The organism is Pandoraea horticolens (assembly GCF_902459555.1).
Lineage (GTDB): Bacteria > Pseudomonadota > Gammaproteobacteria > Burkholderiales > Burkholderiaceae > Pandoraea > Pandoraea horticolens.
Genome location: NZ_CABPSM010000009.1, coordinates 217,993 through 232,566, shown reverse-complemented (window position 1 = coordinate 232,566; position 14,574 = coordinate 217,993). Strand labels below are relative to the sequence as shown.

General features: G+C 57.4%; 5 protein-coding genes and 3 pseudogenes. 7 read left to right on the top strand and 1 reads right to left on the bottom strand.

Annotation, left to right across the window (positions count from 1 at the left end; all coding sequences use genetic code 11):
• Nucleotides 1-364: 364 nt before the first annotated feature.
• The 7 genes and pseudogenes from PHO31112_RS16235 (at nucleotide 365) to def (ending at nucleotide 12,193) form a co-directional block, all read left to right on the top strand.
• Nucleotides 365-1,126 carry a hypothetical protein gene (locus tag PHO31112_RS16235; protein WP_150621428.1) on the top strand — a complete coding sequence of 254 codons (762 nt, stop codon included), beginning with the start codon at nucleotides 365-367 and terminating at the stop codon, nucleotides 1,124-1,126.
• Between the two features lie 2,648 nt (nucleotides 1,127-3,774).
• Nucleotides 3,775-3,931 (top strand): annotated as a pseudogene (locus PHO31112_RS16230) (transposase); the annotation flags it as partial.
• 37 nt (nucleotides 3,932-3,968) lie between these two features.
• Nucleotides 3,969-4,278 (top strand): annotated as a pseudogene (locus tag PHO31112_RS16225) (transposase); the annotation flags it as partial.
• A 49-nt stretch (nucleotides 4,279-4,327) separates the two neighbouring features.
• Nucleotides 4,328-4,584, top strand: a pseudogene (locus PHO31112_RS16220) (DUF6429 family protein).
• Between the two features lie 573 nt (nucleotides 4,585-5,157).
• On the top strand, nucleotides 5,158-9,687 hold the full coding sequence (locus PHO31112_RS16215; protein ID WP_174995747.1) for a DUF1601 domain-containing protein: 4,530 nt from the start codon (nucleotides 5,158-5,160) through the stop codon (nucleotides 9,685-9,687).
• A 665-nt stretch (nucleotides 9,688-10,352) separates the two neighbouring features.
• Nucleotides 10,353-11,168 carry a hypothetical protein gene (locus tag PHO31112_RS16210; RefSeq protein WP_150621426.1) on the top strand — a complete coding sequence of 272 codons (816 nt, stop codon included), beginning with the start codon at nucleotides 10,353-10,355 and terminating at the stop codon, nucleotides 11,166-11,168.
• Nucleotides 11,169-11,272: 104 nt separating this feature from the next.
• Nucleotides 11,273-12,193: a peptide deformylase gene (gene def, locus PHO31112_RS16205; RefSeq protein ID WP_150621425.1), complete on the top strand. Its 921-nt coding sequence runs from the start codon at nucleotides 11,273-11,275 to the stop codon at nucleotides 12,191-12,193.
• Nucleotides 12,194-12,534: 341 nt separating this feature from the next.
• Here def and PHO31112_RS16200 read toward each other — a convergent pair whose 3' ends face one another.
• A complete protein-coding gene (locus PHO31112_RS16200) occupies nucleotides 12,535-14,514 on the bottom strand; it encodes an OspG family effector kinase (protein ID WP_150621424.1) in 1,980 nt (659 codons plus the stop codon).
• Nucleotides 14,515-14,574 lie beyond the last annotated feature (60 nt).

Below are 14,574 nucleotides of genomic sequence, written 5' to 3'. Positions count from 1 at the left end.
CCGGTTCCCCGTAACAACATCAACGTCGGCACAGCCTACTCCGTCGACTTCAACACAGTCGTCTACCCTTGGTACCGACGTGCGCGAAGTGCGTCAGGCTGACGGGTGGAGCCGTACGTCGTTGAGTTTGAGTCAACTCCTGCCGCCCCTCAGAACGGCGAAGAGCGCTGGACTGACCCCGGGAAACGTGAGCCAGTCGACGTCAGCATCAACGCAGCCGACGACTGTCGGCGTCAATGTGCGCTTAGTGCACCAGGCAGATCAGAGTGGACGAACGGAACCACCTATCCATGCCGGGGCGTTGTCTGGCATGCCGTCGACCTTGGCACAACGGCCGCCGCCAGCCCGAATCCCCCGCAAAAAAATGAGTACGAAGCACGGGAGAGTGAGGATCACCACCGATATGTTGCGGGAGTGGCAGCGCCTCGGCAAGCAGGGGATTGCCAAGGCTGACGGACTTGACGGCTTGGCCTGGCAGTACCGCGTCGCGCCTGCCGCGCTGAAAACTTACCTTCGCGCAGACGGCACGCTGACGAAGCACGCTGAGGACCGGCTTAACCCACCTAGCAAGGAAATCACCCTCGATATGTTGCGGGCATGGCAGCATCTCGGCAAGCAAGGGGTTGACAAGGCGGGGGGGATTGACGGCGTGGCCAAGCAGTACGGCGTCGCGTCTGCCTCGCTGAGAGCTTACCTTTGCGCAGGCGGCACGCTGACAAAGCGCGCCGAGGATCGTCTCCACCCACCTAGTAAGGCAATCACTCTCGAGATGGTGCGGGCGTGGCAGTGCCTCGACAAGCAGGCGATTGTCAAGGCGGGCGGGCTTGACGGCGTGGCCAAGCAATACCGCGTCGCATCTGGCGCGCTGAAACATTACCTGCGTGCAGACGGCACGCTGACGAAGCACGCCGAGGACCGGCTCAACCCGCCTGGCAAGGACATCACCCTCGAGATGTTGCGGGCGTGGCAGCACCTTGGCAAGCAGGGGATTAACAAGGCAGGCGGGCTTGACGGCTTGGCCAGGCAGTACGGCGTCGCGTTTACCAGGCTGAGAAATTACCTGCGTGCAGACGGCACGCTGACGAAGCGCGCCGAGGACCGGCTCCGCAATGATGACGCGAGGTGAACCGTAGCTTGTCTCGGAGCCTGTTCTTCCCTCCAAATTGTCCTTCGCCAGCGTCCGGGCTTCATCCCTCTTCTTGTTCGCATACGTCCCAATAGCCCGCGCCACGGCCTCCCCTGATTCAACTCGACCTTCACCTCCGGCTTCACGGTCGGGTCAGTGCTGGTGAGGGCATCGAGCGCCCTATTAGCTTCATTGTAAGCCCCATACGCCCCACTAGCCGCAGCGTAACCCTGCAGTGCCGACACACGCGCATCGCCGCCCGGGTCGGCAGCTGACTTGGCCTGGTGGGTCATGTTCTGCACCGCGTCGATGACCGGCGATTTCACCGCCAACGTAAAGCCCGAGCCCTTGAACTCGTGCATTTCATCATGACCGGCAAATACGAACAACCATTTAACGAGATTCGTCCTGGCCACCTGTCCAGATTCATCAAGATATGCACTCGAAAAAACGTAGAACGACCTAAATGCTCCAGCGTCTTGAAGCGACGCACCTTTGTTCTTAGAGCCAATCATCTTGACAAGATTCGTCGAAGTGAAAAACCAAGCGACTACTCCGACAAACGAAAACGCGATCACACTGGCGCTGGCGAGGCTGAATGCTAAACGGCGTCCAACTCCATAAAATCTCTCTCCCGAACCCAGATAGACAATCGCGAAACCGATCGAAGGCCTCGGCTTGAAACTGCGCTGAACGATTTGTGAAAGTCTAGATGGCGAGCCTCTGCAACAATAAACCACCTATGGCGGGCTGCCGCCGACGACCGGCGGCACGTCGCGATCGCGAGAACTTCTGTGGAGTGAAGCCATGCATATCATTTCCGGCGAAGAAGCCCGTCAATGTCTTGGGACGACATCTGCGCAGTCCTTACACCACGTGCAGACGCCTACTACTCCGCCGGGCGCCAGTGCGCGCGCGGCTGGGTTCCCGAATGCTACCGGGCTTCGGACGGCCCCGTTGCTCCTCAGAAGGCCAACAGCTACCAGGCCGTCCCCGTATTCGCTGGCTAGCGGCGCGCCCGCCCACCCACTCTGTTCTGGAACGTTGCCCCGCAGCGTCGTCGAGTTCGTTCCAACAACCGCCTCCTCCCGTAGCACGCGTAGCGCAAAAGCACCCGGTGCCACGCAGCGTCGGCGGCGCCGGAGACGCTGGCGCAACGCCATCTCCGACAAGACTAGGTCGCGGGATGATCCCCGTAGGCCGAGCAAGTGACACAACGACGTGAATTTCCCCTTTAGCCGATCTGTTGCCCTCCCCTCCCCCCAGTCAAAGCAGCCGAAAAACGGTAGATCTGAGGCGAAAACGCCTTACCTCGCATCTTAGCGACGCCCCTGCGAAGTTTTATTGTCTCCCAGGCATCTAATCTGCGGCACGCGGACTATTGCGACAGGCGCGAGCAACTCGTCTTCAACATAAGGAAGAATTTTATGAATCGGAACTTGGCAATTCTAAATGGCAATAGGAGAAGTAATGGATATTTGCATATGTCAATGCATGACAATCCTAATTCGCCTCGCCGGAGCGAGATGGCGCCAATCAGCGTAAAAAATTCTTCGCGAATAGCAGCATTTTATGCTCTTTTTCTGGCTGGGCAGTATGCCGCACAGGCAGCAAAAGTCCTCAATAGATCGCCCGAAAAAATAAATGATACAATAAATCGTCGAAGTAATACGTCAGAAAATTCCAATGACAAGGCAGCGGGCAAATTCGATTTCGAGGTTCAGGAACACTTCAGCCAGAGAATAAAAAAAGCAATTTTAATGAAAATCACGCATCTGGCATTCAATCGATGTTTCCTGCGGCACCCGTCGAATTGCAGGAAAACTTCTATCGAAATTCTAGATCTTTATCGAATCTCGCCAACGCGGTCTCTGCGCTAACCAGTGCTGTTTCTGCCGACGCACACTTGGCAAACGCTTCTCGGAGCGAATTTTCATCGCCAAACATACTTCGAGCACACCTCAGCAAGTGCTCAGTCGACGACAAAAACGATCACCCTGAGATGATAGAGCCGAACTCGACATACCTGACACTCTATATCGATCTCAGCATCGCCCCGGGGGCGGAGGACATTTATAGTGAGGTCGGCTTCACCGGCCCGGCGCATGCAACGTATGACGACGTATTAACTTGAGCTATTAAGCACACCGCGAGCGCAAAAGGAATAAAAGACAAGGCCACCTCACTTTCGAGCGCGCGAGAGGTAAGCGAGGATTTTATACGATCAAATATAGAAAATTGATATCTTTTATTTGAAATTAAAAAACCGGCAGGAGAAAATCAATTTAGGTAAATTGATGATATTGTAAAAAACGATGGTCGGTGGATGTTCAAAAAATTGAAAATTACCAAAGATGAGTTAATAGACGCCATCCATAATATTTTCAATGCAAAAAAGGATGAGACTTTCTACGTGAAGAACTTTGGAAAAATACCTCAGAACTTAGTGTCTCAGGTGCAGTAGAACTGCCGTATTTGTGGAAGCGAGCGCAAGGAATTTAACCGTTAGCGCTCCTATTTTGCATTTACGAGTATACGTTTTCGGGCGGGAGAACAAGTGGGGATGGGAAGCAATGGGGTTCTGTCGCAATAAGAGCGGCTAACAAAACAATGTCATCGAAAGGATGCCGATCGGTGTTAGAAGTGGCATGACTCGAAGAAAAATCAGTAAAGCGCTGTGGAAGGCGCTTCAACCGCTGCTGCCGGTTGCGACGCCTTCATCGAAAGGTGGGCCCTCGTATGGACGATCGAGCAGCCCTAAACGGCATTCTGTTTGTCCTGCACGCCGGCATTCCGTGGGAAGACCGGCGAGGCGTGCCCTTGGCGGTGACTGTCACTGGCGTTCGTTGACAAGGTTCGAGATATCGTCGGCCTGTATCTCGATCCCCCCTGAAGGCAATGGTGTTGTGCGTGGATGAGAAGAGTCAGATCCAGGCGCTGGACCGTAGGACAGCTACGGTACGCACAAGACGCCTTCGATCAAAAACGGATTCGCTCGTCATTCGCGCTTCCATGTTCACTTCACTCCGACTTCCGCGTCGTGGCTCAATCAGGTCGAACGCTGGTTCGCCACGCTCACCGAGAAGTACATTCAACGTGGCACGCTTCGCTCGACACGGCAACTTGAAGAGGCGATCCGACCTTACCTCGATGTCTAAACGATGTCTAAACGCGGATCCAAAGAGTCTCGGAATAACCGCCATGAACATCGGCACTGCTGCCATCGGCGCCGCCGTTCTCTCGCTCCTCTACTTGACCCTGCATGACCATAACCGTGCCTGGAAGAGCTTCGATTGGGACGCGCTTACCGACTTTATGAACACGGCCTCATCGTTGACTCCGTCAACAAAGCAAGATCCGTGATCCTTACTGAAGAGGAGTTGCGTGAATCCGAACACACCTTCAAGCTGCATTTCGTCGCCGCTGGCAGCAATACCAATAATGAAGCAAATTTATAACTCACAGCACTAGGACGGCTACGCATGCCACGTATCACAGCCCCCTCACCTCCCCCCCACTGCCTGCGAACCTCAGGAGGACGAGGTCTAAAACGACCGGCGCCTGCTGACGGACGATCCCCCATCAGAAAGCAAGTGCGCAAGGTCTCGTCCTCAGCATCAAGCTCGGGCGCGTACAGTCTCGGAGGCCGGGCGACCTCATCCGCATGCCCACCGCATCGCGTGGCGCAAGCACCGCACGAACCCCTGACGGGCGAGCCGATAGGCCTGCAAGGAGCCCCCTCTAGTCGCTCCTCAGAGCATTCATTTCTACCGCAATGGCGTGGCAGCTTCGCACGAAATGTCAAACAATTTGGTGCCACAGGCGCGAGAAGAAACGTGGGGGTTAGAGAATATGGTTCTGCTGGCTCGGGCCAGTGCCACGATGGTCCGTCTCGGTTCGAAGGGGCCACCCGTGCAGGCCACAATGGCTCGTTCGAGACACTACGTGGACGCTTGCGCGACGGCGCGTTTAGGGATAACGCCAGAGTGATGGACGACCATCTGAGAAGTCTAGTGAACCAGTCTCAGAATATGAGCGAGGAAGTGCTAAGCGCGTGTGTCAATGATGTGGCGCAATGTCTGCAAAGCGATACCTGGTTTCGCCAATCGCCGAGCGAGACGATGGTGTACGTGGCTAACAAACTGAGTAAGTTCGCCAGAGTGGCGGATTGCGCGACCGGTCTTGCCGCGATTGCCAGCAAGCTGGATATGCGTAATTTGCAGAGACGTGAGATAGCCATGTATCTCAATGCGTTTTGCAAATGTCCTCGCGATCAATGGTGTCGCCGCACCGCGCTTGACCTAGCGCAGCACATTGTCGAGGGGGGCAATGCGTTGGTTGGCAAGTTCAACGCGCAAGACATTGCCAACACCCTGAACGCGCTGAGCAAATGGCCCGAGCAAGCTGATGCGCAGGACGCCGCGCGGTGCCTGGCGGAGCATATTGTCAAGGTGGGTAACGTGCTGGTTGGTGAGTTCAAGGCGCAGGAAATTGGCAGTGTCCTGAACGCGCTGAGCAAATGGCCCGATGACGCCGTCGCACGGAGCGCCGCGCTGCGCCTGGCGCAGCATATTGCCAAGGTGGGCAACGCGTTGGTTGACAAGTTCAACGCGCAGGGAATTGGCAACATCCTGAACGCGCTGAGCAAATGGCCCGACCAAGCTGATGCGGGGGACGCCGCGCGGTGCTTGGCGCAGCATATTGTCAAGGTGGGCAATGCGTTGGTTGGCAAATTCAACGCGCAAGACATTGCCCATACCCTGAACGCGTTGAGTAAATGGCCGGATAGCGCTGATGCGCGAGACGCCGTGCTGCATCTGGCCCAGCGTATTGTCAAGGTGGGCAATGCGTTGGTTGGCAAGTTCAACGCGCTAGACATTGCCAACACCCTGAACGCACTGAGCAAATGGCCCGATGACGCCGTCGCACGGAGCGCCGCGCGGTGCCTAGCGCAGCATATTGTCGGTCTGAACAATGCGGCGCTGGACACGTTCGACGCACAGAGCATTGGCAATACCCTGAACGCGCTGAGCAAATGGCCCGATGACGCCGTCGCACGGAGCGCCGCGCTGCGCCTGGCGCAGCATATTGCCAAGGTGGGCAATGCGTTGGTTGACAAGTTCAACGCGCAGGAAATTGGCAACACCCTGAACGCGCTGAGCAAATGGCCCGACCAAGCTGATGCGGGGGACGCCGCGCGGTGCTTGGCGCAGCATATTGTCAAGGTGGGCAATGCGTTGGTTGGCAAGTTCAACGCGCAAGACATTGCCCATACCCTGAACGCGTTGAGTAAATGGCCGGATAGCGCTGATGCGCGAGACGCCGTGCTGCATCTGGCCCAGCGTATTGTCAAGGTGGGCAATGCGTTGGTTGGCGAGTTCAACGCGCAGGACATTGCCCATACCCTGAACGCACTGAGCAAATGGCCCGATCAGGCAGACGCGCGACACGCCGCGCGGTACCTGGCGCAGCATATTGTCAAGGTGGGCAATGCGTTCGTCGGCAAGTTCAAGGCGCAAGGCATTGCTAATACCCTGAACGCGCTGAGCAAATGGCCCGATGATGCCGATGCGAGGGACGCGGCACGGTGCCTGGCGCAGCGCATTGTCGGGCTCAACAATGCAGCGTTGGACACGTTCGACGCGCAGAATATTGCCCATACCGTGAACGCGCTGAGCAAGTTTCTGGACGTCGACGCATGCGAAGAGGCAATGTGGACCTGTGTCGAGTACTTGCATGGTCAAAACGAGACGTGGCATCCGTACGACCTGCGCCAAATGGCGCAGATGGCCAACGCCGTGGCGCGATTGGCGTTGCCGCGCATTGATCAGGATCCGCCCACTATCCTTGCAGGCCTGCTGGAAAGTTTGGGCGATCATGTGCTCGCGCACGACATGATGCGCGATGCCCAGATACTTGAAATTGCCCTGATAGTCAAGGCCATGGCCACCTTGCAGTTACGCGAGGCCCTGGGGACACTGGCCACCACGACCCTGGCCCGACTGCGCAGCTTGCTGCCGAGCGGATTGCCCAACGACAACTTGGAGACCTTGGGCAACCTGTGTGTTGGCCTGCTTCCTTTGCTGCGTAGCACGGACTTGTCAAAGCATCGTGCAGAGACTTTGCGTCTCCTGATGGCACTCTATCCTCACGTGACGCGCAAGGCAACGTGCCTCCTGAACGAACCCCGAGACGGGGGGGCCGCGGTTCGGCCAACGGCGCCGTCGGAGACGTTCCATACGCGATGTCCGGCACTGACTTTTTATCAGCTTCTCAAGACCTACAATGTCGTCGCAGGCACAGCACAGAAAAGCCATGCCTATAAGTCGCACGCGCTCCTAGTGCGCAATTGGGTCGATACTACTCTCGCGCAAACCCGCGAAACACTTCAGCGCGATCTGAGCGATATGAGCTGGAATCTGATCGCCCAGATCGAGGCCAGCGACGACGTGGACGAGGCCATGGATCGATTCATGCACCTGGAACATGAGCGCATCGCGAGAACCTACCCACCGAGCAGTTTTGATCCAACGCTCATCCGTCGGGACATGGGAGGCGAATTCCAGGAGGTCGCACCAACCGTCGGCAAGACCCGTCACGTGCTCGTGGATATGATAGGGCGCGAACTGCCGCGTGAGCATCAGGGGGACGAAAACTATTCCCTGTTTGCACGAATCACGCATCTGCCGTTAGTCGAAGTCAAGCTGCCGGGCACGCTGAGCCGCTTCATGCTGGCCCGCACGTTTCGCTACGATAATCAACTCTGGCGATTCGACATGTTTGGCGGTAGCCGCCTGCTAAAAGGCCGACATCAGCCGGTAGAGAGCATTCTAGCGGGGGCGTCTCGCGGTTACGACGTCTTGGCTGCGGTGCCGTATGCTGACAGCGCGCCGGACAGCGCCTTGATGAACCTTGTGCGCAAGCTCGCACCGCTCAAGGAAGACTGGGCGCGCATGCAGCGCGCGCTGCTCGAGACAGTGCCGCATACCCACGTTGGCGAGGGCACGTTGACCATCGGCTGGTTCGACGACGTGCCCGGGACATCGCATCCGTTTAAGCCTAAAATTGACGGCGTACCCTTGGCGTTGTGTCCGAACGACGGCTGTGGCTTTATCAAGGCAAGTGTGGCACAGCGCATTCCCGCCGTGCGCGAGCGGATGCGGGCGTGGGAGGCTGCGCCAGCACAGCAGCGCCGCGACATGTCGAGGGTCGCCCCGGGCACCATGGCGCCGCAGGCATTGCAACACTTCGCGCGCGATCGGGCCGCACTTGACGAGGCGCGCGAGTTGATGCGCGCGAAATTGCGCACGATCGACACGGCGCAGGTTACTCCGTTGCAATTGCACAATCTATTGGTCCGCGGTCCCTACGAGAGCATGAGAATCCGGGCGGTTCCCTCGGCCGACGATCAGTTTCACCTGCCGGCGCAATTGTGCGCGGGCCTTGCCGCGAACCGCGAGGCGCCAGTGTTGATCGGCAAGCCGCCGTATGACAAGGAGAATCTGCTGCCCGTTGCCGCCAGCGCGATAGTTACCGAAGCGTCGGGAGATTTGACCGCAAGGTTTCTTGCCGAGCACTTCGCGATTCAGTACAGCTATACGGGCTTTGACGATACCTCCGACACCGGCAGCATGCTGCACGGCAAAGGCATGTTGATTATTGTCCCCGACGAACACTGGCCGCAGCACCACCACACACTCGACATGGCATGCTCCCGCCACGACATGAAAATGCACTCCTCATGGACGGACGGGCGCAAGCGCAATGAGATTCCCGCGCAGATGAAGAGCACCGGCAGCCTGCGCGTCAAGGACATCCTGTTACCGGGCCAGTGTGGCGCACTGCCGATCGCTGAACTGCGAAAGCGCGACATGGACACAGACGGGGACGACGCCTTCCTGTACACCGACTGCCCAGCGCTTGCGCGCTTGATCGAGAACACCATGGAGGTGCGCGCCAAACAGCGGGGGCCGGCGCGCTCCTTCAAGCCCCTCAAGACAGCACAGGCGGCGATTGACTCGAGTGGGATATATCGGGTTGGGCGTGCCGGGGAAATTATCGAGGCACTGCGCGGGTACCGCCTGATGGGCCGCGCGAGTTCAGCGGCGGCACGTTATCTGGCCCAACCGGACGAGATACGCGAGCAAATTGCCAAGGCATTTAAGGCTCAACTTAAAGTCCGATTACAAACCAGTGAGCTTCCCGCCGAAGTGAGCGCATTGCTCGACAAAGAGGACGGGGAGCTTGCCACGCGTGATTTTCTGACGATGGCGATCAAGGCGGGGACGGACGCGCTCAAATCCGATACCGGCACGACTCTGTTCAATCAATGGATGCGCTCATTCGAGCGGGCCGAAGCCAGTTGCAAGGCCGCCCCTCGCCGAGTACGCACTGTGCCCTACACCAAAGCCACCGCGCGGGCGTTACGCGATGGCAGTTTCGATCCCAAGAAAACGTTGATCGGGTTACGCAACAATCCGACGATGGCCGCGGGCGTCATGGAGGTCAACGTTGAGACACTCCGACCAGTGTTTTCTCTGACATATGCCATCGCGCGCTGACAGCGCGCTTTGTCAGCGTTTCGCCCGCACGAAGATAATTTCTCAGCGAGGCAGACGCGACGCCGTACTGCCTAGCCGCCCCGTCGAACCCACCCTCGGCCACAATCCCTGCCTGGCCGAGGGCCTTCCACGTCCGCAACATGGCGTCGGTGCTCTTCGCTGTCCTGCCCGACGCGCCAGTCTTCTGTCGAGGGATTTTGGCCGGGGGCGACATAAAAACAGCATCCCTTCTACGGCTTGCGTTCTGTAGGGCTGAACGGCTTTCCGCTCCGCCGTTCGAGGTGACTTCCAGTGCTGGTGTTGGCGGTCGTTGGGCCGAGCTCGACGGTGCGCGCGTACCAGCGTGATGGTGTGCAGATGCTCGTTTTTTGATAGCCGCTCATGCGGTTTATCGTCCAACATGCCCCCAACCAACTGGGTGATGGCTGTGCGCAGGCACTCCGTCAGCGCAAGCCCAAGCCGACTGCTGGCAACGTAGGAACGATGCCAGAATGGCCTGAATCAAGCGGAACCGTTGGGAGCCCCTCAGGGCGACGCCCTCCTCCATTGCCATTTCAACCATAATGCCGATCCGCCCCACTGAATCACCTTCGCTAGCCGCGCTGGCTCAGCCGTTAAACGCGCCGCCCTACTCGTCCCGGCAAGTCAATGAAGCGAAAAGGCTGATGCTTGAGTATGCGGGCCAGCGCGACGATCCGGGTCATGAATGGCGCTGCACGGCGTTATTGGCCGCGCTTGCCTGGACCCATCGCCAATTCAGCCTAATGAGCGGTGCCGACATCGAGTCGGTGCGCCGGGACCTTACGCAGCACCTGGCGCAATCGGGTCACGAAGGTGTTGACGCCGAGGCATTGGCTGACGTTCTCGCAAGCCTTTGCTCGGAAAATGCGCCCGGTGGTCAGTCCACCAAACCCTCACCTGTGCATGCTCAACTCGCCCGTGACGTGCTCGCCACGTTGGAGGCTCAAGTTGACGCGAGCAAGCTCCTCGGCGAACTGATCGGGAGCATACCTGAGCGGCACGAGGGGCAAGGTAGTGGCGTTGTTGAACTCTACCAGTCTGCCCTATGCGCATGGGTAGCTGTCGCGCCGGCGGACAACGCCCGCGCGATCGCCAAGGACAGGATTCTCAACATGGAGGACGGCAAACTGGACTTGAGTGATTTGGGTTTGCGCAGCCATCCGGAATTGCCTATGGACCTCACGACGTTTGACGTAGGCGCCAACCGGTTGACGGAGTTGCCGACCTTGCCTGTGAGCCTCACGACGCTTGATACTGACCACCCACTGACCCACCTACCGCCAAGCTTGCCCTCCAGCCTGCAACGACTGCGTGAGATCACATCTGCGCCGGGATATAGTGGGCCTCAAATCCACTTCTCCATAGCGAGTCATGATGCAGTCAACGCAGCGGCGCGCCCGCTTCACGAAGCGGTTCGGGATGGGTTCGCCAACGACGAGCAAGCGCAGGTGCATCAATGACAGGCGCACAGTGAGGAAATGCATGCCACGGAGTTCTCCCGTTTTCTCGACCGTTTGAAAGCGTCTATCAACTGCAGCGCTGAATTCAAGACGGCAGGCGCCGGATGGTTGGCCAGGCTCGCCCAGATCGGCTGCACTTACCCACTGACATCGCAAACATGCGCTTCTTCGATGTCTCCGGAGTGGATGCGCAGGATCTGGAGGATGCCGAGCAGGAAGTTCTTGCCCGAGAGCATGCGGAATTCCCGCAGTACTTCCTGATCGAATGGGAGTCTTGGCAGAAGGTGCTGGCACGCTCGGAACCTGAGGGGAAGGAGCGTGCGCGTCAAAAGTTGCAGGACATGCTGTCCGGTTACGACCAGGCGGTGACGGCGCAGTTGGCGGTCTATGAAAAGCTCACTCGAGAACTCTTTATACGGCGTGCAGTAACCCCACTTGCCGAGGTGGATTTTCACGCCACACTAAGAGTACCGTTAGCAGAGGTTGCAAGGTGCAGTCGCCCCAACTTTCTAGGAGTTATCATGAAAAGAGAATTTCTGTTGCCCGGTGCCCCGCTTCTTCGCCAGATCGCGATCCCTGTCGACGTGTTCCAAACACCTGAGCTCAGGGACTTGATTGACGACATGTTCGAAACAATGCGTGATGGGCGAGGCGTTGGGCTGGCGGCTCCGCAAATTGGCGTTTCGAAACGAGTCATCGTGTTCGAGTTCGCCGGAGGTGATCGCGCTCCGGGGCAACCTCCGGTGCCTGCCACAGTGCTCATAAACCCAACGATCACATCCTCAGAAGGCTCCGTCGAAGACTGGGAAGGTTGTTTCAGCGTTCCAGGATACCGTGGGTGGGTTACCCGCGCAGAACGTATTCACTATCTTGCTCAGGGATTCTGCGGCGAACGGATTGAAGGAATAGCCGAAGGTTTTCACGCCCGGATTATTCAGCATGAAATTGATCATCTGAACGGTGTTCTCTATACGGACATTGCGAATCGGGTTGAACCCTTCGCGAGGCCAGCGCAGAGCCGCTGACCTGTCCGTGAAATTTCGTACCAACCAAATCTAGAGATAATGGGTGATCTGCTCGGCTAAATCCGGACCAGCCGAGATGCGAGTTTTTGGGCAAACTGACCTTTTGCAGCAAGGCGATTGGGCGACAGCGGTTTCCGGTGGAAATCGCCAGCTTGCTGAGGATGCCTATCGGAAGGCTTGGTTGAATAAGGAATCAGGCGAATGCCAGCAGCGGGCTGTGCATCAGACTAGCGAAAGTACCGGCTTCAATTTCAACCGGCTTCCGATTGACGATCCATCTGCCGGTGAAAGGATCAACTCCCGGAAAATGGATCGGAATCTGATCAGGGTTTACCCTCCTATCAGCTTCGCCGCGCGAACTCCGCAAAGTCAGACTCGAGCTTCCTCAACATATTCGCAGATTGTGAATTGGTTAAAGGATCGAAGGTGGCACTGTCAAAATCAATCAGGTTGAACTGCCCCGTCCCCCGGTCGTAGAGGATATTTCCAAGGTTGATATCGTGATGAACGATCCCCTTCGACTCCAACCTGTCTACCAACCGCTTTGCCACAGGTTTGTCCCGGAATTGCTGCAGGATTTCCTCGATGAGTTCCCGGTCGCCGCTCTTTAATATCGAATCCAGCGATTCCCCAGGTATTTTCTTCATTTGCAAAGCCACGATCGGCTGTGTTGGATAGAAGCCGTCTCTTATCGCGACTTTCGCGGTGCCCTTACCATAGAGTCGCGTGAATGCCTCCTCACTATTTCTGGCACGATCCAGGCTTGACCGGTAAAGTGCACCGTTCTTTATACCGTACGGGTTGTTGTACACCTTGATCAGGTGATCCGTGTTGACCTGATAAACCCTGCCAATCGTGCCACTACCAATTATTTTTGGCGGGGCATCTCTGACAATGGTCGCTTTCTTTAGCGACCTGGCAGCAGCCGCGGCGCCATGTGACACACCGCTCGAAGCTGCGGGACCCGTCCCGACGATTTTTGAAGCGACTTTGATGCCTCTTTTGACTCCAGCACCCACTGGCACTATATCTGTGGCGGCCAAAGCAAGATCCAAACGGTACTGGTCGACATACTCTTCCATTTCGGTTGATCTGAATGCCTCCTCTCTTTGCCGGCTTCTCGTTACGTCAACTAGCTTTTCTGCAATAGCCTTGGCAGCATCAGACGTCCGTGCATAACTGGTTGGTGGCCTTAGAAATGCAGGCCAATGTTCGGACCGGCCGAAGAACTTTTTCAGGTTATTGGTGAGCCAGTATTTATCCCATACCTCATCGATGGTCAGCTCACTATTCGAGATGGAAACGGCATACACTCGGCGTTGGCTACCCTGAGCAACATCAAGGATATGGCCATATTTCCCGTCGATCGTATAGTGATTAGGCGACGTGTAGTGGCCAAGAGGCATCCAAGCCTGACGCTGGCAACTGACAGAAAATACTCTCGCGGGCGTTGACCAGGAATCGATGCCAGATGTGTCAATGTAGCTCTGGACGGCTTCCGCCATGTCCATTTCCTGGACTTTCATCGCCCGTTCGAATTCCGCGTCAAAATACCTGTCCAGATTGGGTAACCTGTCCAGGTCCGGAGCATCCTTCACGCGACGAGTCAATGCAGGAAATTTGACCTTTCCGTGCTCGACATAGATATCCTGCAGACTCATCGAGTGCTCGACATCTGCGTCTCCCGGCACCTCGGAGCCCGTTGGGAAGACATCCCGGACGGAGTAGGTTTTGTCCGGATTCAGCCCGGCCAGAAACAGCGCTCGTCTGGCCAACTCCCGACGGCTATGCACACGGGGCAGAGGTATGACCACCGACTGAGGCGTGGAGTCCGCCGCGCGCTTGTCCCTTGCCTGCGAGGACGACGAGACGGCCCCACTCGCGGGGTCTGCGAACAACGAAATGGGAGCTGCCGGAAGTTCTCTGTGAACCGGCGCATTCAAACCGACGTCGACGCGCTGCGACAGTACGGGCGGCAACACATCAGTTGGCACCCTGCCGCCAGCGATGGAAGCCGAATGCGGATCGGAACCCGCGCTCGCCCGGGCCGCAAATCCACCACCCGGCAGCACGGACAGCAAGGTGATGAGGGCAAGCGCGTGAGGCTTCGGCAGGGGAGTCATTCCCGCTGACTTGTAGGGCGAGCCATGAACCGCCCGAATGAATGCCAAGTTCTCTGCCATCGCGGGCACCGTGAAATCGTGCGACGTGCCGGTGCGCTCCTTGCGGCGCAGCTCCAGTTTCCGCGCCTCGAGGTTTCGGTCAGCCCAAAATGCGCCCACCCGGTTATTAAGGTCTGCTGAATAATTTATCTTTGTCACTTAAGCTTCCACCGATCCTTTTCCTCGCAAAAGGCGTCCCTCTGGAGGGGGCAGATAACA

Coding starts and splice junctions, on each gene's coding strand:
- PHO31112_RS16235 (WP_150621428.1), top strand. CDS start 365: ATGAGTACGAAGCACGGGAGAGTGAGGATCACCACCGATATGTTGCGG.
- PHO31112_RS16215 (WP_174995747.1), top strand. CDS start 5,158: ATGAGCGAGGAAGTGCTAAGCGCGTGTGTCAATGATGTGGCGCAATGT.
- PHO31112_RS16210 (WP_150621426.1), top strand. CDS start 10,353: ATGCTTGAGTATGCGGGCCAGCGCGACGATCCGGGTCATGAATGGCGC.
- def (WP_150621425.1), top strand. CDS start 11,273: ATGGTTGGCCAGGCTCGCCCAGATCGGCTGCACTTACCCACTGACATC.